Below are 21,299 nucleotides of genomic sequence, written 5' to 3' on the forward strand. Positions count from 1 at the left end.
ATCAAAAAACCGAATACAGAATAAACAACTGATTTAGTTATATAATTCTATCCTGTGGATTTCTTCCTGCCCAGTCGCATACAAACTGCCATGCTACTCTTCCTGAGCGACTACCACGGCTCTGGCTCCAATTTAATGCTGCACGTCTTGCTGTTTCATCCAGATTCAGGCCAGCTTCTTCCAGCCAGTTCTGTACAGCCTGTAAATATGCATTCTGATCAAATGGGTAAAAGCTTAGCCATAAACCAAAACGATCCGATAAAGATACTTTTTCTTCGACGGCTTCCTGAGGATGAACTTCTCCGCCATTGCCTGTATGAGCCACATTGTCTGCCATATACTCAGGCATTAAATGCCGGCGATTGGATGTAGCATATACCAATACATTGTCACATCGCTGAGATAATCCGCCATCAAGGGTAGTTTTTAATGCTTTGTAAGCATCGTCGCCGTCTTCAAAAGATAAATCATCACAGAACAGAATGTATTTTTCCGGTCTGGCGCTTAGTAAAGAAAGTAAAGCAGGTAATGTTAACAAATCACTTTTATCAACCTCAATCAGACGCAATCCCTGATCTGCATACTGATGCAGTAACGCCTTAACCAATGATGATTTTCCGGTACCACGTGCTCCTGTCATTAATACATTATTTGCCGGTCTGCCGGCAAGAAACTGTTCTGTATTACGTACCAGTTGTCGGCGCTGCTCATCAACAGCTGCCAGACAGTCCAGAGAAAAAGTATGCGGATGCGGTAAACTTTCCAGAATACCCTTATTACCTAATTTATGCCAGCGGTAAGCAACTGCAGTCCAGTCAGGTTCCTGAGCCAATGGTGGCAAAATGGCATCCAGCCGCTGTAACACTGTTGCAGCCAGATTGATAAATTCCTTACGTTTCATCTATTTCCCTTTGGTTTCTAGAGCTATGATTTATGAATGTTTTTGCAATATTAATGCAAAAGGTGCATCATTTATCCGGTTAATAAAAGCATATTTCAACACTGCTATCTGCTGTTGCGGTAAGCTTCGCGCCCATGTTTGTATTGTTTCCGCTTCAATTTTTCCCTGCTCATGACCCGGATATAAAACTGCAGCCAATACACCATTATCGGTAAGAAGGTTTAATCCGCTTTGCATTGCCTTAAGAGTGGTATTGGCTTGGGTTGTACAGTTTTTATCTCCGCCAGGTAAATATCCAAGGTTAAATATGATGGCACTAACCTTACTCTGAATATACTCACTCAGATGTTCATGTCCGGCATGAATTAACTGTACCCGCTCACTATAACCGGCTTTTGCCAGTCTGTTACTGGTAGCTTCTAATGCACTTGCCTGTATATCAAATGCAACTACTTTACCCTGGGCACCGACGCAAGAGGCCAGAAACAAAGTATCATGCCCGTTACCAGCAGTAGCATCAATGACTGTATCTCCAGCCTTTACTGTCTGCTGAATGTTTTTATGAACAAAATCCAGAATATTGAGAAGCATAAATTAATTTGTGCTATCTGATGTTTAGTTAGCCGCCATGGCTACATCTAAGATAAATAAGCGTTAAGCATATCAGATTATATATTAACAGAATGAGCAGGCATAGCTTTAACCTAATTAACTATTTTAACATTGATTTATTAAAGGCAAATTTAGGAATCAATGTTTGTGGTGCAACTTTTTAACTCGGTATTTGCAATAGATTTACTATCAATTTAAATTTTTAACATATGCATTATGTAAATGTTTGATGATATAGGTTAATATATACCAGTCTTGACTCTCAGCAATCCAAGGCTTTCAGCGATTTGATCATCTATATAATTTTCATAAGCGAGCTTTCCTTCTTGTATAATCAAAATTTTGTGTCTACATCGTCAACCTTCTAAGTATTTCTCAAAACTATCTGTCGTTGGATTGCTTGCATACAACAATAATTATGATCTACTTTTTAAAAAATCTTTTAATAAATTGATTATTGATTCATTTTCTTTTATTGATGACATCGCTAATTTTTCATTTTCTATCTCTGTCGATGTATACCCTTTAGGTATTAAAGTGCTTTTTTCTATTTTTGATAGTTCTGCGATCAACAATTCAATAGATTTTTCATTTTTAGATATATAGGCCATTTGAATTGATGTTTTTTTATAGTAGAAGGTCACTAACTCATTTTGATAATATTTAATATCATTAAGATTACTTTTGTACAAACGTAAAAAGAAAAAAGCAAATAATTGAATAAATATTGTTAAAGAGATTTTTGGTAAAAAAAATACCAAAATATATGAAATATAATCTAACGGCGTCTCATTACTATATAGGTTATTTTCTAGCGTAGAATTATTTACACTACCAAATAAAAATACAAGTGAACAACATGTTAATGTTGTACCCATATACAAATTTATCAATGACGTTTTTTGTAATCTTGAAATTTGTTCTTTAAGTGACTTCTCTATTGTTTTTAATGTATAAGCAACATTATATGAAAAACCATTAATTTTTTTATTTAAATTCTCTATTTCTGATTTGATTTTATCTATTATCTCAAGCCCTAGTTCTTTATTTTTCAATCCATCAACTATTTTGTTTAAATTATTCTCAAATAATATTGATTCACCATGTTCTTTTATTTTAGATAAATCTTCTTTCAAATCTGTTCTTTTTTTAAGCATCAATGAAAATATATAAGTTATAAGAACAAGAAAAAAAGCTAAATATATAAACATTGAGATATCACTAATTTTCATCCTTATCCTTTCTTATAGAATATTAACCATTTTAATCTTTATGCTGATAAAATTGTATTTACTACATTTATGCTGTGATCCGTATTGTTCATATTTACCTTGAAACGAAATAAAACAATATATTTTTATTTTTGAAAAATACTAATTTTTTAAACATGTATTCATCTTCGGTTAATCGCTCAGCTACTTCTCAGCACCGCAATACTTTCTAATTTTTTTAAATCATTATTGGAAAAATTAATAGATATTTTCTATCTAAATTAAACCCATCAATATTTGGTTCACTTACCCTGTACAAAATCATAATTAGTCAGAGCTTGTTTCTAAAAATAATAATTTTAGATATCTGTAATGCTGATACCAGAATAAAAATTAATACATATTAAGTCTAAGAGTGCCAGACTCTTACCTCACATTCCTAATTCACGCAAAAAGCGAATATCATCAGCCCAGCCGGATTTTACTTTTACCCAAACCTTTAAAAAAACTTTTGTTTCAAACAATTTTTCCATATCCAGTCTGGCTTCAGTAGATATCTTTTTCAGTTTTTCCCCGCCTTTACCAATTAAAATGCCCTTTTGGCTTTCCTTATCTACCAGAACTGCAATATAAATCCGGTAAAGTCCGTCTTCCTCGGTAAACTGTTCTACTTCGACATTCATAGCGTATGGTAATTCTTCACCAAGATAACGAAACAGTTTCTCCCGCACAATTTCCATAGCAAGAAATCTTGCCGATTTGTCTGTCACCATATCTTCAGGATAGAGCGGAATACCTATTGGCAGCATGGGCTTGAGAACATGCACAAGCTGAGCCACGCCCAGTCCGTGCTTTGCACTCACCAGAGCAACCTGAGTGAATTTATATGCCTGCTGTACTTCATCAATAAAGTTCTGCAGTACACTTTGGTCTTTTGCCTTAGCCTTATCGACCTTATTAATTACCAGCACTACCGGAATATGTGCAGGTAATTGTTGCAGTACTTCTCTGTCTGCATCCGAAAAGCGCAATGCTTCAATCACAAATACAATAACATCCACACCGGCAACTGCCTCAGTAACATTCTGATTGAGGCGGTCATTAAGTGCATTGCGATGATAAGTCTGAAAACCAGGGGTATCTACAAATATCAGCTGTGCTTCATTATCGGTATAAATACCATTAACTTTATGACGAGTAGTCTGAGCTTTTTTACTGGTGATACTGATTTTCTGACCAATAAGGTGGTTCATTAATGTGGATTTTCCCACATTAGGCCGGCCAACAATTGCAACAAAACCGCAGCGAAAATTTTCTGACTGAGGTGGATAATTGTAACTGGATACTTCAGACATACATTCTTTCTTAAATGATACAAATAACCATAAAATGGTCGATAATAAGCTGAATTATTTCAAAACAAATAAAATGAATTCTGCTAAATAACACATTGCAGATACCAATTATAAACTACTAAATTACCTGAATATATACAGTTTTATTCGAACGATTTTAGAGAAAAGGAGTCATTCTTACTGAACAAATACTTTATAAATACTAAGTAACGAAAGACCTCAGAGTGATTAAACAATATTTTCAAAAAGTTTATTTACAATAAACGGATGAAGTTTACTAACTGGCATCATATATAACCGTCCCCAGAAATTATGATTTTTTACTGAAGCGATCAGATACAGCATTTTTTTATCCGGCTGCTGGGTATTATCAGTAATACGCAGGCAAAGACAAACATCTAAATGAGAATCTTTAATCTCTAAAGTAAGTTTATCAGCAGTATTTTCAGTAATAGTAAAAAAATGGGCTGCGTTTGTTTCACCGGATTGAATCCTCTCTTCATCCAGATAGGTAAATCCCTCTATAGTACGTATGCCAGCAGGTCTAACTATATTATCTCTGATTTTAAATAATATTCTTAGCCATTCAGGCTGACGTGAAGTCATCATTTTATATGCTTCAAAAGCTGTAATATTTTTACCGATTTCTTTTTTCTGACAATCAAGATAGTCCGGTTTATCCGCAATCAGGCTAACACACTCGGGTAATTCATTCAGTATTTTAGAAATTGACTTTGTTTTTCCCATTATTTCCCCTTTATTGTAAGACAATAAGTAATAACAATATGCCACCTTCAAAATATTGTAACTTATTTATTTTTTCTAGGTTTAGCTGCCGGAAACTGCTTTTCTAACCAAACAAGAGCTGTTTGTGCGGTTTGTTGTTCTGCTTCACGCCGGCTGTGTCCGGCTGCTTCAGTCTGAAAGCCGGTTTCTCCTAAATCACATTGCACTACAAATTGTAAATCATGAACATCACCAATCTGATCTACAATCCGATATTTTGGCAATGGCATATGTCGTGCCTGCAAGGCTTCCTGCAGACGTGTTTTTGCATCTTTTCCGCTATTCTGAGGATTAATATTACGGATGCGGTTTGCATATAAATGTCTTACAACAGTCTCAGCAGTATTAAAATCTGCATCAAAGCTCACTGCGGCAAATAATGCTTCCATAGCATCGGCCAGTATAGATGGCCGTCGGAAGCCACCGCTTTTTAACTCACCAATACCCAGCAATAAAGCATCTCCGATTTTTAGTTCAGTTGCAATCTGAGCCAGTGTTTCCTGATTAACCAGATTCGCCCTCATTCGTGAAAGCTCACCCTCTGTCAGGCGCGGAAATGCATTAAACAGCATTTTAGCTACAGAATAATTTAAAATTGAATCACCAACAAATTCAAAACGTTCATTATGTAATGCACTGTAACTGCGGTGAGTTAAAGCCTGCAGTAATAAATCAGACTGCTTAAATTGATAGCCAAGCTTTTGTTGTACATATTTCAAAGCATTTTCATGGCGTACATCAGTTTTTCTCATTTAACCGTCTTTGATAATGAATAACCATAATTATATAAACAAAGCGCAAGAAAAAAATCTTGCGCCTGATATCAGATATTACTGAATCTTCGTACCGATTCGTTTCAAATCACCCATATTCAGCCATATCAGAAAGGCTTTGCCTACAACAAGCTTATCGTCTACAAATCCCCAGTACCGGCTATCTTCACTATTGTCACGATTGTCACCCATCATAAAGTATTTTCCTGCAGGAACGGTACAACTAAACCCACTGCCATCAGTCTCATAGTTACACAATTCCCGATCTGGAAAATCAGTATGTACTGCTTGCAGAATAACTGGGGGTTGCTGAGGCATTTTCAGTATCTGAATTGATTTATTGCCAAGCTGCTCGGTTACCTGCTGAGCCTGCATATTGATATTTCCATACTGAGGAAGCTGTTCCGAATAATTATAAATTTTCTGCTCATCAATATCAGAGATTACTTTACCATTGATTGACAGGGTTTTATCCTTGTATGTAATAACATCACCCGGTAGACCGATTACCCGTTTAATATAATTTATTCGTGTATCTCGGGGATAGTTGAATACAATCACATCACCACGTTCTACTTTGTTGACCGGAATAAGTACATTATTCAGAATTGGTAAACGGATACCGTAAGTAAATTTATTTACCAGAATAAAATCACCGGTGATCAGACCCGGACGCATAGAACTGGAAGGAATCTGAAAAGGTTCAGCTAAGAAAGTGCGCAGAACAAATACCACCAGAATAATTGGAAAAAAACCACTCATGTAATCAGTAAAATGATTGTTATCTACATGCCCCGGATTTTTTTTCTTCAGGCTACGATGGATAATCCAGGCTATTCCTGTTAACAATACAAAAATCAGCAGAACTGCGGTAAAGCTCATTTTGTATGACAATACACCAAATGCACCTACCAGAATCAGCAAATACCCCCACTGTAATGCTCCGCTCCATTCACCATTTTCTTCACGCTTTTTCGAGCTTTTCAAAAATAGTAGTATCCCCAGCACCAGTAGGATTGCTGCGCCAATAATCATTGTGTTTGACATTTATTAATCTCCAACCTGTAAAATCGCCAGAAAGGCAGATTGTGGAATTTCCACATTACCCACCTGTTTCATACGTTTTTTACCGGCTTTTTGTTTTTCCAATAATTTTTTCTTACGGGTAATATCGCCGCCATAACATTTAGCCAGCACATTTTTGCGCAGAGCTTTTACGTTTTCACGCGCAATAATTTTACCGCCAATTGCCGCCTGAACAGCAATATCAAACATTTGTCTCGGGATCAGCTCACGCATTTTAGCTACCAGCTCTCTGCCGCGATGAACAGAATTACTGCGATGAACAATCAGACTGAGCGCATCAACTTTTTCACTGTTAACCAGAATATCCAGTTTAACCAGATCTGCAGCTCTGAATTCGAGAAATTCATAATCAAGCGAAGCATAGCCGCGTGAAGTTGATTTCAGCTTATCAAAGAAATCCATCACAACTTCATTCATTGGCATTTCATAAGTCAGCATTACCTGCCGGCCCATGTATTGCATATTTCTCTGAACACCGCGTTTCTGATTACACAATGTCATTACTGCACCGACATATTCCTGCGGCAATAATATAGTTGCCGTGATAATAGGCTCATAAATTGCTTCAAGTGTACCGATATCAGGTAATTTAGACGGGTTTTCAATCTCTAAGCGTTCTCCGCTTTTCATCAGTATTTCATATACCACCGTTGGAGCAGTGGTAATCAGATCCATATTAAATTCTCGTTCAAGCCTTTCCTGGACAATTTCCAGATGCAGCAGACCAAGAAAACCACAGCGAAAACCAAATCCCAGTGCCTGTGAAACTTCCGGTTCAAATTTCAGTGCAGCATCATTGAGCTGTAATTTTTCCAGTGCTTCACGTAATGCATCGTAATCGTGACTCTCAACAGGGTACAACCCGGCAAACACCTGCGGTTGCACTTCTTTAAAACCGGGTAAAGGTTCGCTGGCCGGCTCCCGCGCCTGGGTAATCGTATCACCTACTTTAGCCGAACCAAGCTCTTTGACACCAGTAATTAAAAAGCCTACATCACCGGCTTTTAATTCCTGCTTCTGCACAGATTTAGGCGTAAATATACCTAATTGTTCTACCTGTGTTTCGGCTCCTGTGGCCATGAAACGAACTTTATCTTTCAGACGTACCGTTCCGTCGACCATGCGTATCAGCATAACTACACCAACGTAATTATCAAACCATGAATCAATAATTAACGCTTTTAAAGGTGCATCATTTTTACCATTAGGTGCCGGTACTTTTTTTACAATCTCTTCCAGTACATCCTCAATACCGATGCCGCTTTTAGCAGAACAGCGTACAGCATCAATGGCCTCAATTCCGATAATATCTTCTATTTCTTCTATGACCCGTTCAGGCTCTGCTGAAGGTAAATCAATCTTATTCAGAACGGGCAAAACCTCTACCCCCAGGTCAATAGCTGTATAGCAATTGGCTACAGTCTGAGCTTCTACACCCTGTGATGCATCTACCACCAGTAATGCACCTTCACAGGCAGAAAGAGAACGGGATACCTCATAGGAAAAGTCTACATGTCCTGGGGTGTCAATCAGATTAAGCTGATAAACCTGCCCGTCACGGGCTTTATACTGTAAAGCTGCAGTTTGAGCTTTAATTGTAATACCGCGCTCTTTTTCAATATCCATGGAATCGAGTACCTGTGCACTCATTTCCCGATTTTCAAGACCGCCACAATACTGAATAAAACGATCAGCCAGTGTCGACTTCCCATGGTCAATATGGGCGATAATAGAGAAATTGCGTATATTGTTCATGTAAGCCAATAATTCAAATTAATTCAGACAGCAACATTCTGATAAATCAATACCAGAAAACCAGAAATAACTGCTTATTTTAGCGGAATGTACTGCAGTGCGCCCAAGAATTTATAATTATTCAGAAAAGCTTTTAATTTTCAAACATTAGAGCTTACAAAGCTTTCAGTAAATATATCATTCCGGGCAAAGTGCTAATAAATTAACGGATTTTTAAATATTCACACCTTAAGCAGATATTTTAATGTTCAAATTAAATTTTAAACTCATAAAAAATTTTAAGCGGTACAGAAATTATTTATTAGCAAAGCAATACTATATTATCCTGCCATAAATTTTGTCTGACAAACATAGAAAGTCACTGCCAGAAAGACTACAATATCTTTAACTCAGTTGTTTATTTCAATGAAAGTAGTTGTATGCTAAAAATCAGCACACAGTTTGATGGTGGTAATATTGAAATTGTCGATGCCAGTGATCCGGCTAATATCCAGCTCAAATTACCTAAAGACAATGCGGCCGAATTTCGGCAATGGTTTTATTTCCGTGTACAGGGTGTTGCCTATCAGAATATTTGCCTGAACTTCATTAATACAACTGAATCTGCTTATCCGGAGGGTTGGGAAGATTATCAGGCAATGTGCTCTTATGATCGCATCAACTGGTTTCGTGTTCCTACATCTTTCGAAAACGACATATTAACTATTTCTCATACTCCGTTATCCAATAGTGTTTACTATGCCTACTTCGAACCTTATTCATATGAACAGCATCTGAATTTACTAGGTGACAGCCAGAGCAGCGGCTTATGCCAGATAGAAGATTTAGGCAGCACTATTCAGGGACGCGATATTAATCTGCTGACAATTGGCAATCAGGTTGCCAGCGATTTGAAAATCTGGGTAATTGCGCGTCAGCATCCTGGCGAAACTATGGCTGAATGGTTTATTGAAGGTCTGTTAGGCAGGTTATTAGATCATCAGGATCCGACAGCACGTGCTTTGCTGGATCAGGCTACATTTTATATTGTTCCGAATATGAACCCTGATGGATCCGTACTCGGTAATTTGCGTACTAATGCTGCCGGAGCAAATCTCAATCGCGAATGGTTACAGCCCAGCATGCAAAACAGTCCGGAAGTTTATCTGGTACGTGAAAAAATGCATGAAACAGGAGTGGATTTATTCCTGGATATTCATGGCGATGAATCTATTCCTTATGTATTTCTTTCAGGTAATGAGGGAATTCCTTCCTTCGATGACAGGCTGCATTCGTTACAGGAAATGTTCAAACAGGCCTTTCTGGTAGCAAGCCCGGATTTTCAGGATAAATATGGTTATGAAAAAGATGAACCGGGCAAAGCCAATCTGAATATTGCTACTGCATACATTGGCGAAACCTTCAAATGTTTAGCTTATACACTTGAAATGCCATTTAAAGACAATAATCAATGGCCGGATGACGATTTTGGCTGGAACGGCCAGCGTTCTCTGCGTTTGGGGGAAGCAATTTTAAGCCCGATATACTCTATACTGGATAGTTTGCGTTAAATCAAACATATTGTTTCTAAAGCCTGAGAGATATTTCAGGCTTTTTGTATTTTTTAGTAAAATCAAATGATTAATAATTACATGCGCAGCATAATAAAGATGCATTATTTGTAATCAAGTTGTCTTTTATCCATTATCAATATAGGAAACAATCATGAAAAGAAGCATACTTGTATACAGCATCATCGGCATTATTTCTCTGGCAGCCTGTTCAAGGGATGATTCAGAAACATCTAAAGCAAAGCTAAGCTGCAATAGTGAGCAGCTTCGCAGTCAAATTCAGCAAACCCTGCAGACAGGTATCAATAATAATGTTCATCAGTTCGCTCAAAATGACAGCCGTCAGTTTGTAGATGCAGATAAAGTAATCAATGCCAGCCACGAATTATCTGTAGCCGTATCTGATGGCAAGCTGGATAAAGACAATAATGGTAATCCTGTTTGCAGCAGTGAGCTAAAAATTACCGTTCCCAATAATATTTGGCAGCAAATTCAGACAAATGCTCCGTTGTTATTTGGTAAAACCGATTTTATTGCCCATCTGAATCAGCAATTGCAAGGTAATGAAGTTACTCTGCATGATAATGTTTTTTCTAAACCTATCCAATATGCACCTGTTTCAGACAATACAAATGCTAATGCAGCATCTGTAACCAATTCCGCCAGTAAATTTGATCAGACTGGTATTCAGACTTTAAGTACTGTTTTAGGTAATGCACTATTACCCTATGGTATCAAGGATACAGTTATGATTGCCGGGCATATGTACAATCGTGCAGATGCTATCAAGCTGATTACTAATCCCAATGCCCAGGTTTTACCATTAGATCGCCTCAGCCCGGAAGCTCAAAAGGCTAGTGATATTCTTAACGGTCATTCTTTAGCAACAGAGAGTAATAATCAGGCTGATAACAATCATGTTATCCAAAATGATATAACTGCTGATCAGTTGCAGCAGGCACGGGATAATAACCGCAATGCCAATAGTGTTATTAATGCGAAATGGCATAATCTGAACGATACTGTTCGTAATACCTTGCAGCAGGAAGAACAGAAATGGATAGCCCAGAAAACCAGTCAGTGTCAGGCAAAAGCGGCTAAAGCTGGCTCGCCCGCTCAGGCGGAACTAATACGGCTGGAATGTGATACACTAATGACTAATGAACGTATTAAGTATCTTAACGGTTATAGCCTGCATTAATTCGTCATTATTAGTCTGGACATCAGTATTATTTTTTATATTACTGGTGTCTGATCCTACATATTTAATAAATAAAGTATAAACATGCCGGATCGGAAAATCATTCATATTGATATGGACGCATTTTATGCGTCAGTAGAGTTGCGCGATCGTCCCGAACTTCAAAACAAACCTGTTGTTGTAGCATGGGATGGACCAAGGTCAGTAATTTGTGCTGCCTCTTATGCGGCTCGCAAATATGGATTACATTCTGCTATGGCTGTATCTACAGCTAAGCGATTATGCCCTCAGGCAATTTATATTACTCCTGATTTCAATAAATACCGTGCAGTATCACAGCATATTCACTGTATCTTTAGCCGCTATACACATCAAATTGAACCCTTATCTTTGGATGAGGCTTACCTCGATGTCACTAATTATCAGGGCAATCTACCTTATGCCCGGGATATTGCCAGTGAAATACGCGCATCTATTCTGTCTGAAACCGGTTTAACCGCCTCCGCCGGTATTGCTCCTAACAAATTTCTGGCTAAAATTGCTTCTGACTGGCGCAAGCCAAACGGTCAGTTTGTTATTGCACCTTCGCAAGTGATGAATTTTTTGCAGAAATTACCATTAGGTAAAATTCCCGGAGTCGGTAAAGTAACAGAGCAGAAAATGAATGCCTTAGGCTGGAAAACAGTCGGAGATTTAAGTCAGGTAAATTTATCTGTTTTAGTGCATCATTTTGGTCGCTGGGGATACCGGCTGTTTGATCTAGCTCAGGGGCGTGATGACCGCGAAGTTACTCCTGAACGTAACCGCCAACAGATATCTACGGAAATTACACTTATCAAAAATGAAAATCTGATTGAAATCGCCCGCCATCTGCCTGACCTGGCACAGACATTGGTAGAAACAATGCAGCAGAAACAGTTGCAGGGAAATTGTGTAACTTTAAAATTAAAAACTGCTGATTTTCAGATTCATACACGTTCGCAGACCTACTCTTCTCCTTTACCTGATGCTGAAGCTTTGATTGCTGCCGGGCAGGATTTACTCAAACGGTTACCGGAGAATGGCGAACAATTCCGGCTGATTGGTCTGGGTATCAGCCATTTCTATCAGCATGAATATCAGCCTGATTTATGGGCTTCTGAAAAAGCATTCTGATGATATCTCCCTAAAACAATTTCCGACTACATCGCACTACATTTTTCTGGCTTAAGTTAACAAAATAAAGGATAATGAGGCTGTCAGGCTGCAAGCGGGAGTAAGTAGCCCTTTATCAGAAAAAGTAACATCACAGGAGTTACCATGAGTCACATTAAAGTGCCGACAGAAGGTCATAAAATCGTTTCTGGCCAAGCTATTCCGAATGATCCAATCATTCCTTTTATTGAAGGGGATGGTATTGGTGTTGATATTACGCCAGTGATGAAAGACGTTATTGATGCAGCAGTAGCGAAAGCCTATAACGGCTCCAGAAAAATTGTCTGGATGGAAGTTTATGCCGGTGAAAAAGCCACTAAAGTTTATGGTGAAAATGTATGGTTACCGGAAGAAACACTGGAAGCCATTAAAGAATATAAAGTAGCAATCAAAGGACCGATGACTACACCGGTAGGCGGCGGTATTCGTTCACTAAATGTTGCCATTCGTCAGCAACTGGATTTATATCAGTGTGTGCGTCCTGTACAGTATTTCAAAGGCGTACCTTCTCCGCTTAAAGATCCTAGTAAAGTTAACATGGTTATTTTCCGTGAGAACACTGAAGATATTTACGCAGGTATTGAATGGTTTGCAGAAACAGCAGATGCTAAAAAAATTATCAATTTCCTGCAAGGTGAAATGGGTGTTACCAAAATCCGCTTCCCTGAAACATCCAGCATTGGTATCAAGCCTGTTTCTAAAGAGGGTTCACAACGCCTGACCCGCGCAGCTATACGTTATGCTATTGATAATGACCGAGACAGTGTTACCATTGTTCATAAAGGTAACATCATGAAATTCACCGAAGGCGGATTCCGTGACTGGTCTTATGAAGTGGCTAAAAATGAATTTGGCGCAACTTTAATTGGTGATGGACCATGGTGCGAATTTAAAAATCCGAAAACCGGTAAAAATATCGTCATTAAAGATTGTATTGCTGATGCATTCCTGCAGCAGATTTTGCTGCGTCCGGCTGAATATGATGTGATTACGACACTGAATCTGAATGGTGACTACATTTCAGATGCTTTGGCCGCTCAGGTTGGTGGTATCGGTATTGCTCCGGGAGCCAATATCTCTGATGAATATGCCGTATTTGAAGCAACACATGGTACTGCACCTAAATATGCTGGTCAGGATAAAGTTAATCCGGGATCTATTATTCTGTCTGCCGAAATGATGTTACGTCATTTAGGCTGGAAAGAAGCTGCAGATTTGGTTATTACCTCAATTGAAAAAGCCATTGCCGACAAAATTGTCACCTATGATTTTGCCCGTATGATGGAAGGTGCAAAAGAAGTCTCCTGCTCTGATTTTGGTAAAGCTCTGATTGAACGTATGTAACTTTTCATATCATGTATTCACAAAACCGAATCCTGAAACGGGATTCGGTTTTTTATAAAATAAAATTTTTAATTCATTCGATATATAAAGACAGTTATCTTTAAAAACATTTATGTTCAGCTATAATAAATATTATCTGAAAAGTTGAAAACAATGATTTTAGGAATTCAAACCGACTCTTGTGGTCGCTGTGTACACTATCATAATGAAAATGATATCGCTGCCCTTCAATGTGCCCAGTGTAAACAATACTATGCCTGCTTTAAATGCCATGATTTGATGTGTAATCATACATTTGTAGCCATGACAACTGAAAATAGCCAACCGGTTATGTGTGGAAATTGCAAAACCCTCTTAACCTATAAACAGTATCAGCAATATCAGTGTCCGTTTTGTCAGGCTGCTTTTAATCCACGCTGTGCATCACATAAAAATATTTATTTTAAATAATATATATTATTAATTATCATCAAGGTCAACAATTAGTCCGTCTTCATCCCATTCGGTTTTACGTACTAGTTCGTTCTTTTCAAATACAGATTCACTTTTTTTGGCACCTGAATCATACCAGGTTAGAACAACACCGCTGACTTTATTATCTATAATTGCAACATCAGAAATCAGATGTCCGCTGTTATCCCAGGTAGTCATCGTTTTTACCACGCCTTGATGTACAGTCATATCCTGTTTTATCTGCCCGTTAGCGTACCAGCGCTGCCAACGCCCTTCTGCTTTTCCGTTAACGAAATAAATTTCTCCGCGTTTATGGCCATTTTCATACCAGCTGCGTGTTTTGCCATTCGGTAAACCATATTTCCAGCTTATTTCAATCGCAAGCCGGCCATTTGGATACCAGCTATGCCATTGTCCGACTGGTTTACCATTTTTATAGTTGCCTTGTAGCTTCTTTTTACCATCCGGATACGATAGCTGTAATACGCCTTCTTTCATAGCCGGAATTAATTGTTGTAACTGATCTATGGGTAAAGCATATTCAGCAGCGTATTTGTTTTTTTCAGGTTCGGAAAGAATCTGTTCATTAACCTGATCGTTTTTTGATTGGTGAGAATTCTGATGATATTGAACCTTTGGCTGCTTATTCACAACCTGTTGGTTTATATCTGTATTGACAGTTTTATGCGCTTGGGACTTTATCTGCCATACAACTGTTATAACAATCAAAAAAAGTATTATGGCAAGTACGAACCAGTAAAAGCGTCTGGCTACATACATAGTTTCTGTCCCTTTTTACTAAGTAGATTCATTATTTTATGCAATAAAAATTATATCTATAGATATTACATTCTTTTTCAAATAAATTATTGATTATATGAATGTATCAATTATTTTTGCCAGTAGGTTTTCACATTAACAAACTCATAAATTCCAAATTCTGACAATTCGCGTCCGAATCCGGAATCTTTTACTCCGCCAAAAGGCAGGCGTAAATCACTACTCGTATGTCGGTTAATAAATACACTACCCACATTTAAATGTTCTGCGAATTTCCATGCCTGAGAAGTGTTATGCGTATAAATACTGGCACCCAGACCAAAAGGATTATCATTTGCCAGCGTTAATGCATGATGATTATCACTGGCTCGCAAAATAATCGCTACTGGTCCGAATACTTCTTCATGATATACACGACAATCCGGATTGACTTTATCCAGAATAGTAGCCGGATAAAACCAGCCTTGTACATTTTCCGGGATTTTACCGCCAAGTAAACATTGTGCACCATGGGTAAGTGCATCCTGAATCTGCGCATGAACCAATGAACGTAAATCATTGCGATGCAGTGGTGCCAAAGTTGTTGACGGCAGCCATGGCTCTCCCATTTGCAGTTTCCGGCAGTATTGCATAAAAACAGCCAGAAATTCATCAGCAATGTCATTATTTATAATCAGCCGTTTGGCTGCATTACATGACTGACCGGCGTCGCGAAAGCGTGAATAACAAGCATCTGCAGCAGCCTGCTCAATATCCGCATCATTTAATACAATGAACGCATTACTTCCGCCCAGCTCCATAACACATTTGCGTAAATGGCGGCCGGCCAGTGCTGCCAGATATCGCCCGGTTTCGGTTGAACCGGTAAAAGCCAGTGCCTGCGTTTGAGCAATAGCATATTCAATATCATCATTACTGAGCCAGACAAGTTGTAAAGGTAAATCATCCCCTATCAATTCAAACAGCATCTGGCTAATTTTGCCTACAGAGGGTGCCGGTTTTACCAGACAGGCATTTCCGGCACATAAAGCGGGAATAGCAAAGCGCAAAATCTGCCATACCGGATAATTCCATGGCATTACTGCCAATACTGTTCCTAAAGGCTCAAAGCGAACCTGACTCAGGCTTGCCTGCGTGGCAATAGTTTTATGGGCAAGCAGCTCGGGCGCTAAATGCGCATAATAACGAATCAAAGCAATAGACTTACTGATTTCTGCTTCACATTCACGCAAACAGCGCCCTACTTCAATACAAATCTGATAGGCCAGTTCAGTTTGTGCTTGTTCCAGTCGCTGAGCAAACTCTAAAAGATAATGAGTACGTGTTTGCACATTTTCACAGGCAAAATTACTTTGTTTACTGGTCAGCTGCTGATACTGTAAATCGAATTCAGCTCTGGTCAGACTTTCACGGGTAAATAGAGTTTCACCTGTAATGGCATGATAACTGGTATACAACACAAAAATCCTTCAACTGCAAACGGTAAATCCATACATATTGAATACAAGACAATACATGTTTCAAAAAATATTGACCTTATAAAATTTATAAGGTCAATAGAAATTTATTGCTCGTCAACTGTATCCAACTTTTGAGCACCCTGTTTGAGTTTATAGCGGTTTTTTAACCATTGCAGATTAGAAAAAGCCAGATTCTGTGCCAGGCTCTGGCTGATTATCTGTTTAGCCTGAGGCAAAACATTATTTATATCCTGAGGTGGTTTAATCGCAGTTATTTTAACTAATATAGGATTTTGTTGTTCAGTAATTAAAATATATGCGGGTTTATTATTTGCTGGTTTAGCTTTCATCCAAAGCTGAAAATCACCCTTAGACATAATAGCCATGGCTTGCTGCGGAGTCAGATCAGCACTTGGCGACCATTCCAGATTAGCGGTATTACCTTTATTCAGATTATCTAAAGCCTGTTTAGCAGAATTTGTAGCAAGCTTTTTAGCTTCTGCTGCAACATAATCCTGTTGTACCTGAGCTTTTACTTCTGCAAAAGTTGCCTGATGTTCTGTGCGTACATCTACAGCGCGTACTACCCAGTAAGTACCATTACCCAGATCAACCGGTTCAGAGTTGTTACGCTTTATCAGCACTTCATTTCCAAACAATGCATCTTGTAATGCTTTAGGCATACCATTGGCAGTGGCCATATCGCGTGTTACCCATTCCTGATCAGCCTTATGGATTTGTAAACCAAGTTTGTCACTAATTGGCTGCAGTGTTTTAGGATTATTAAATGCCAGGTCGCTGACAGTTTCTTTCATTTTCGCAATTGCTGCAGCACCTTTACGAATCTGGAGCTCTTGAGTTAATTGTGTTTTCACACTTTCCAATGAGGGTTTTGGTGCTGATGCAGAAGCCGGAATCTGATTATATGCTTCCTGTAATTCAGCTTCACTGACTTTTTCTTTAGCTCCGAGCTCTGCAGCAGAGAGTTCTACAAACTCATACTTCACTGCCTGTGGCATAAAATACTGCTTTTTATTCGCTTCGTAATATGCTTTCAGTTTACTATCATCAACAGCAACCCGACTGGCAAAATTTGTTGCCGGAAAAGTTACTGTCTGTAATTGGCGTGAAGCCTGCAATAAATTAATCATTTGTCTGGCCTGCACATCACTCACGACATTACCGGCCTTCATAAGATTTAACATAGTCTGCATAGCGTACTGTTTACGCATACCGTCTATCAGAGCTTCTTCTGTCATTCCTGACTGTTGTAAAAACTCGCGATATTTGGCTTCAACAAATTTTCCGTTTTCCTGAAAACTTGGATCAGATGCAATTACCTGTTTTATCTGGCTGATTGGCACACTAATATTCATATCATAGGCACCCTGCTGAATATAAGCCTGGTCAATCAGAGTTTGATAAGCAAGCTGTTTATTTACCGGATTACCAGAAGCATTCTGTAACCTCCGCTGGAAATCGTTGACATCATCTGCTTTGATTTTAATATCACCTATTTTGCTGACATAATCAGAACCGGGAACAGCCAGTGAATAGCCGCCTGCAAACACAAAACTCAGACAAATTACACCCAGAATAATCTGAGCCGGGGTTTTATATTTTTCTACAATGTGAAACATGGGATCCAGTTAACTTTTTGAAACAGACATAAATAGTATTGTAGCGGTTTTTGTTAAGCTAAACCATGGTGATTACAATCATAATGCACAAAAACGACAAACAATAAAAAAGGCGGGAGAATTCCCGCCCAGTCTAATTGCAAAATTTAAATCAAAGAGCATCTTTCAGTGCTTTACCTGCACGGAACTTAGGAGTTTTGGCTGCTTTGATTTGCAATGGCTCGCCAGTTTTCGGGTTACGTCCGGCACGTGCAGCACGTTCGCCCACATAAAATGTACCGAAACCCACTAAAGTTACAGTATCACCACTTTTCAGTGCTTTAGTAACAGAGCTAATCATACCGTCCAGAGCCTTTGCTGCAGAAGCTTTAGATAAATCGGCTTCCTGAGCAATAGCTTCAATCAATTCAGACTTATTCACAATAAAGTCCCTTTCTGTTGTTATGTTCATATGATTTCCAGTTTCCGCCCATTTCCTTTATGGCAAAAACTGAACAATACATTACGATTACTTTATAACAAGCCCAAATTCTTTATGTCAAGCGCCGACACATCTACATTGAGTTAAATCATGCCAAAAACAATGCCATTCACCAATTAGTGTTGGTGAATGGCTGCATACTTAATGTTTTACAGTTTTTGGAGTTGACTTAGACGCTGAATTAGCCATCAAATTTTCTTCAGGTGTACTCTGCCACGGGCTGGGCGGATAAGCCAGCCCCAGATTAAGTACTTCATCTATCCACTGTACCGGGTGAATAGTCAGCTGTTCACAGATGTTTGCCGGAATTTCTTCCAGATCTTTAACATTGTCTTTCGGAATCAGCACATGCTTTATTCCGCCACGTAAAGCAGCCAGCAGCTTTTCTTTCAGCCCGCCAATTGGCAGAATTTCTCCTCGCAGAGTAATTTCACCAGTCATAGCTACATCCGCACGCACCGGTATACCGGTAAAAGCAGAAACCAAAGCTAAAGTAATAGCACTGCCTGCACTCGGACCATCTTTCGGCGTAGCACCTTCAGGAACATGAACGTGAATATCATTTTTTTCATAAAAATCAGGCTCGATACCCAGACTTTCAGCCCGTGAACGAACAACACTCCACGCAGCGCTGACAGATTCCTGCATCACATCACCCAGCTTACCGGTACGCAGAATATTGCCTTTACCACGAAATCTGCTGGCTTCAATAGTTAAAAGTTCACCACCCACTTCTGTCCAGGCTAGTCCTGTTACCTGACCAATACGGTTTTCATTTTCCGCTACTCCATAATCAAAGCGGCGGACACCAAGATAGTCATGTAAATTATCTGCATTAATGACAATCGTTTCTGGTTTAGCTTTAGCTTTTTTACCTTTACTGGTATTTTCTGCTGCAACCGCTTGCTTCATTACTACTTTACGGCAAATTTTGGCTATTTCACGATCAAGTGAACGTACACCGGCTTCACGGGTGTAATAACGGATAATATCGCGTACAGCTGATTCCTCAATGCAGATTTCACCGTCGCGTACACCATTTTGCTTGATCTGTTTGGCTACCAGATATTTCATGGCAATATTGATTTTTTCGTCTTCGGTATAACCGGAAAGACGAATAATTTCCATACGGTCTAATAGCGGAGACGGAATATTCATACTATTAGAGGTAGCAATAAACATCACATCTGATAAATCAAATTCAACCTCTGCATAATGATCAGAAAAAGAATGGTTTTGTTCAGGATCAAGCACTTCAAGTAAAGCACTAGCAGGATCACCCCTGAAATCATTACCTAATTTATCAATTTCATCGAGTAAAAATAGTGGGTTTTTAACACCAACCTTGGCCATGTTTTGCAGAATTTTACCGGGCATTGAGCCGATATAAGTTCGACGATGGCCGCGGATTTCACTCTCATCATGTACACCACCTAACGCCATACGAACATATTTTCGTCCGGTCGCTTTAGCAATGGATTCACCCAGTGATGTTTTACCTACACCTGGAGGGCCGACCAGACATAAAATAGGACCCTTAAGCTGATTCATGCGTTTTTGTACTGCAAGATATTCAAGAATGCGTTCTTTAACTTTTTCGAGACCATAGTGGTCGGCATTCAGAATCATATCGGCTTTGACAATATCTTTGCTTACCTTAGATTTCTTTTTCCACGGTAATTCAAGCAGCGTATCTATATAATTACGAACAACTGTTGATTCAGCCGACATCGGAGGCATCATGCGCAATTTTTTGAATTCAGACAGACATTTTTCTTCTGCCTCTTTGCTCATACCTGCCTGGCGAATCTGCGCTTCAAGATTAGTCAGATCATCATCTTCTTCACCCAGCTCTTTCTGAATCGCTTTTACCTGCTCATTCAGATAATATTCGCGCTGCGATTTTTCCATTTGCCGCTTTACTCGCCCGCGAATACGTTTTTCTACCTGAAGGATATCCAGCTCAGACTCAAGCAAATGAAGTAAATGTTCCAGACGCGCAGTCACATTGGTCATAGCAAGGATTTGCTGACGCTGATCAAGTTTCAGCTGCAAGTGGGCAGCAATAGTATCAGCCAGACGGCTAAGAGTATCGATACCGTTAATAGTAGTAATGACTTCTGCCGGAATTTTTTTATTCAATTTTGCCAGCTGTTCAAACTGGGATAATAATGTACGACGTAATGCCTCATCATCGTGTTTATCCTCTTCAATGGCATCCGTACATTTTTCTATATGAGCCTCAACATACGACCCGCTTTCATCAATATACTGTACCTTAGCCCGGTACAGACCCTCCACAAGTACTTTAACCGTACCATCAGGTAATTTAAGCACTTGCAGAATACTGGCTACTGTGCCCATGTCATACATGTCTTCAGCATGTGGCTCATCAGTATCTGCGTTTTTCTGTGCCAGCAAAAATACCGGTTCATCATGCTCCATGGCAGCATCCAGAGCCGCTATGGATTTTTCACGTCCTACAAAAAGGGGCAATACCATATGCGGGTAAACGACAACATCACGCAAAGGCAACATTGCCATCGTGGTTGGCTGTAACGGAGCAGAATCATAAACTTCAGCCATGTAATGCCTCAATCTTTCCTGGAAATATGCAATTAAATTGGATGTTAAAATGGTGCTAAACCAGTTTTTTTCAAGTATTTCAAATATTGAATAATTATTGAAAAATTCTGTATCAAGAAGATTTATTTTAA

The 21,299-nt window shown here is 38.9% G+C and carries 18 protein-coding genes; 5 read left to right on the plus strand and 13 right to left on the minus strand.

Annotation, left to right across the window (positions count from 1 at the left end; genetic code table 11):
* Positions 1–37 precede the first annotated feature (37 nt).
* From GY065_RS05810 to lepA, 8 genes are all read right to left on the minus strand, one after another.
* Positions 38–901, minus strand: a complete 864-nt coding sequence (locus GY065_RS05810; RefSeq protein WP_037476332.1) for an ATP-binding protein — start codon at positions 899–901, stop codon at positions 38–40.
* Between the two features lie 30 nt (positions 902–931).
* Positions 932–1,492 (minus strand): class I SAM-dependent methyltransferase, encoded by a 561-nt coding sequence (locus GY065_RS05815; protein WP_037476330.1) that lies wholly within the window; start codon positions 1,490–1,492, stop codon positions 932–934.
* Positions 1,493–1,929: 437 nt separating this feature from the next.
* Entirely contained in the window at positions 1,930–2,745 is an 816-nt protein-coding gene (locus tag GY065_RS05820) for a hypothetical protein (protein ID WP_174833416.1), read from the minus strand.
* 410 nt (positions 2,746–3,155) lie between these two features.
* Positions 3,156–4,079: a GTPase Era gene (gene era / locus GY065_RS05825; RefSeq protein ID WP_025330737.1), complete on the minus strand. Its 924-nt coding sequence runs from the start codon at positions 4,077–4,079 to the stop codon at positions 3,156–3,158.
* Positions 4,080–4,307: 228 nt separating this feature from the next.
* Positions 4,308–4,826: a DUF2867 domain-containing protein gene (locus GY065_RS05830; RefSeq protein ID WP_174833417.1), complete on the minus strand. Its 519-nt coding sequence runs from the start codon at positions 4,824–4,826 to the stop codon at positions 4,308–4,310.
* Positions 4,827–4,888: 62 nt separating this feature from the next.
* Positions 4,889–5,617 carry a ribonuclease III gene (gene rnc / locus GY065_RS05835; RefSeq protein WP_174833418.1) on the minus strand — a complete coding sequence of 243 codons (729 nt, stop codon included), beginning with the start codon at positions 5,615–5,617 and terminating at the stop codon, positions 4,889–4,891.
* 78 nt (positions 5,618–5,695) lie between these two features.
* Complete coding sequence (lepB, locus tag GY065_RS05840) at positions 5,696–6,685, minus strand: signal peptidase I (RefSeq protein ID WP_174833419.1); 990 nt, start codon at positions 6,683–6,685, stop codon at positions 5,696–5,698.
* A gap of 3 nt (positions 6,686–6,688) precedes the next feature.
* On the minus strand, positions 6,689–8,479 hold the full coding sequence (gene lepA, locus GY065_RS05845; protein ID WP_174833420.1) for a translation elongation factor 4: 1,791 nt from the start codon (positions 8,477–8,479) through the stop codon (positions 6,689–6,691).
* A 419-nt stretch (positions 8,480–8,898) separates the two neighbouring features.
* Here lepA and GY065_RS05850 point away from each other — a divergent pair, with 419 nt between their 5' ends.
* From GY065_RS05850 to GY065_RS05870, 5 genes are all read left to right on the plus strand, one after another.
* Complete coding sequence (locus tag GY065_RS05850; RefSeq protein WP_174833421.1) at positions 8,899–10,029, plus strand: carboxypeptidase family protein; 1,131 nt, start codon at positions 8,899–8,901, stop codon at positions 10,027–10,029.
* A 154-nt stretch (positions 10,030–10,183) separates the two neighbouring features.
* A complete protein-coding gene (locus GY065_RS05855) occupies positions 10,184–11,230 on the plus strand; it encodes a lysozyme inhibitor LprI family protein (RefSeq protein ID WP_174833422.1) in 1,047 nt (348 codons plus the stop codon).
* 84 nt (positions 11,231–11,314) lie between these two features.
* Positions 11,315–12,385: a DNA polymerase IV gene (gene dinB / locus GY065_RS05860; RefSeq protein WP_174833423.1), complete on the plus strand. Its 1,071-nt coding sequence runs from the start codon at positions 11,315–11,317 to the stop codon at positions 12,383–12,385.
* A gap of 144 nt (positions 12,386–12,529) precedes the next feature.
* A complete protein-coding gene (gene icd, locus GY065_RS05865; RefSeq protein WP_078475624.1) occupies positions 12,530–13,768 on the plus strand; it encodes an NADP-dependent isocitrate dehydrogenase in 1,239 nt (412 codons plus the stop codon).
* A gap of 153 nt (positions 13,769–13,921) precedes the next feature.
* Positions 13,922–14,218, plus strand: coding sequence for a CHY zinc finger protein (locus GY065_RS05870; protein WP_174833424.1), 297 nt, complete (start codon positions 13,922–13,924; stop codon positions 14,216–14,218).
* A gap of 9 nt (positions 14,219–14,227) precedes the next feature.
* Here the strand turns inward: GY065_RS05870 and GY065_RS05875 are convergent, their stop codons facing one another.
* The 5 genes from GY065_RS05875 to lon form a co-directional block, all read right to left on the minus strand.
* Positions 14,228–14,872 (minus strand): toxin-antitoxin system YwqK family antitoxin, encoded by a 645-nt coding sequence (locus GY065_RS05875; protein ID WP_174833425.1) that lies wholly within the window; start codon positions 14,870–14,872, stop codon positions 14,228–14,230.
* A gap of 239 nt (positions 14,873–15,111) precedes the next feature.
* Complete coding sequence (locus GY065_RS05880; protein WP_174833426.1) at positions 15,112–16,458, minus strand: aldehyde dehydrogenase family protein; 1,347 nt, start codon at positions 16,456–16,458, stop codon at positions 15,112–15,114.
* A 107-nt stretch (positions 16,459–16,565) separates the two neighbouring features.
* On the minus strand, positions 16,566–18,101 hold the full coding sequence (locus GY065_RS05885; RefSeq protein WP_174833427.1) for a peptidylprolyl isomerase: 1,536 nt from the start codon (positions 18,099–18,101) through the stop codon (positions 16,566–16,568).
* Between the two features lie 151 nt (positions 18,102–18,252).
* On the minus strand, positions 18,253–18,522 hold the full coding sequence (locus tag GY065_RS05890) for an HU family DNA-binding protein (RefSeq protein WP_037476399.1): 270 nt from the start codon (positions 18,520–18,522) through the stop codon (positions 18,253–18,255).
* A 201-nt stretch (positions 18,523–18,723) separates the two neighbouring features.
* Positions 18,724–21,168, minus strand: a complete 2,445-nt coding sequence (gene lon, locus GY065_RS05895) for an endopeptidase La (RefSeq protein ID WP_371731942.1) — start codon at positions 21,166–21,168, stop codon at positions 18,724–18,726.
* Positions 21,169–21,299 lie beyond the last annotated feature (131 nt).

Source organism: Snodgrassella sp. ESL0323, from assembly GCF_013346865.1.
Classification (GTDB): Bacteria; Pseudomonadota; Gammaproteobacteria; order Burkholderiales; family Neisseriaceae; genus Snodgrassella; species Snodgrassella alvi.

What these genes read in the sequence shown, in the direction of transcription:
- GY065_RS05810 (WP_037476332.1), bottom strand. Translation starts at nt 901, where the DNA reads ATGAAACGTAAGGAATTTATCAATCTGGCTGCAACAGTGTTACAGCGG.
- GY065_RS05815 (WP_037476330.1), bottom strand. Translation starts at nt 1,492, where the DNA reads ATGCTTCTCAATATTCTGGATTTTGTTCATAAAAACATTCAGCAGACA.
- GY065_RS05820 (WP_174833416.1), bottom strand. Translation starts at nt 2,745, where the DNA reads ATGAAAATTAGTGATATCTCAATGTTTATATATTTAGCTTTTTTTCTT.
- era (WP_025330737.1), bottom strand. Translation starts at nt 4,079, where the DNA reads ATGTCTGAAGTATCCAGTTACAATTATCCACCTCAGTCAGAAAATTTT.
- GY065_RS05830 (WP_174833417.1), bottom strand. Translation starts at nt 4,826, where the DNA reads ATGGGAAAAACAAAGTCAATTTCTAAAATACTGAATGAATTACCCGAG.
- rnc (WP_174833418.1), bottom strand. Translation starts at nt 5,617, where the DNA reads ATGAGAAAAACTGATGTACGCCATGAAAATGCTTTGAAATATGTACAA.
- lepB (WP_174833419.1), bottom strand. Translation starts at nt 6,685, where the DNA reads ATGTCAAACACAATGATTATTGGCGCAGCAATCCTACTGGTGCTGGGG.
- lepA (WP_174833420.1), bottom strand. Translation starts at nt 8,479, where the DNA reads ATGAACAATATACGCAATTTCTCTATTATCGCCCATATTGACCATGGG.
- GY065_RS05850 (WP_174833421.1), top strand. Translation starts at nt 8,899, where the DNA reads ATGCTAAAAATCAGCACACAGTTTGATGGTGGTAATATTGAAATTGTC.
- GY065_RS05855 (WP_174833422.1), top strand. Translation starts at nt 10,184, where the DNA reads ATGAAAAGAAGCATACTTGTATACAGCATCATCGGCATTATTTCTCTG.
- dinB (WP_174833423.1), top strand. Translation starts at nt 11,315, where the DNA reads ATGCCGGATCGGAAAATCATTCATATTGATATGGACGCATTTTATGCG.
- icd (WP_078475624.1), top strand. Translation starts at nt 12,530, where the DNA reads ATGAGTCACATTAAAGTGCCGACAGAAGGTCATAAAATCGTTTCTGGC.
- GY065_RS05870 (WP_174833424.1), top strand. Translation starts at nt 13,922, where the DNA reads ATGATTTTAGGAATTCAAACCGACTCTTGTGGTCGCTGTGTACACTAT.
- GY065_RS05885 (WP_174833427.1), bottom strand. Translation starts at nt 18,101, where the DNA reads ATGTTTCACATTGTAGAAAAATATAAAACCCCGGCTCAGATTATTCTG.
- lon (WP_371731942.1), bottom strand. Translation starts at nt 21,168, where the DNA reads ATGGCTGAAGTTTATGATTCTGCTCCGTTACAGCCAACCACGATGGCA.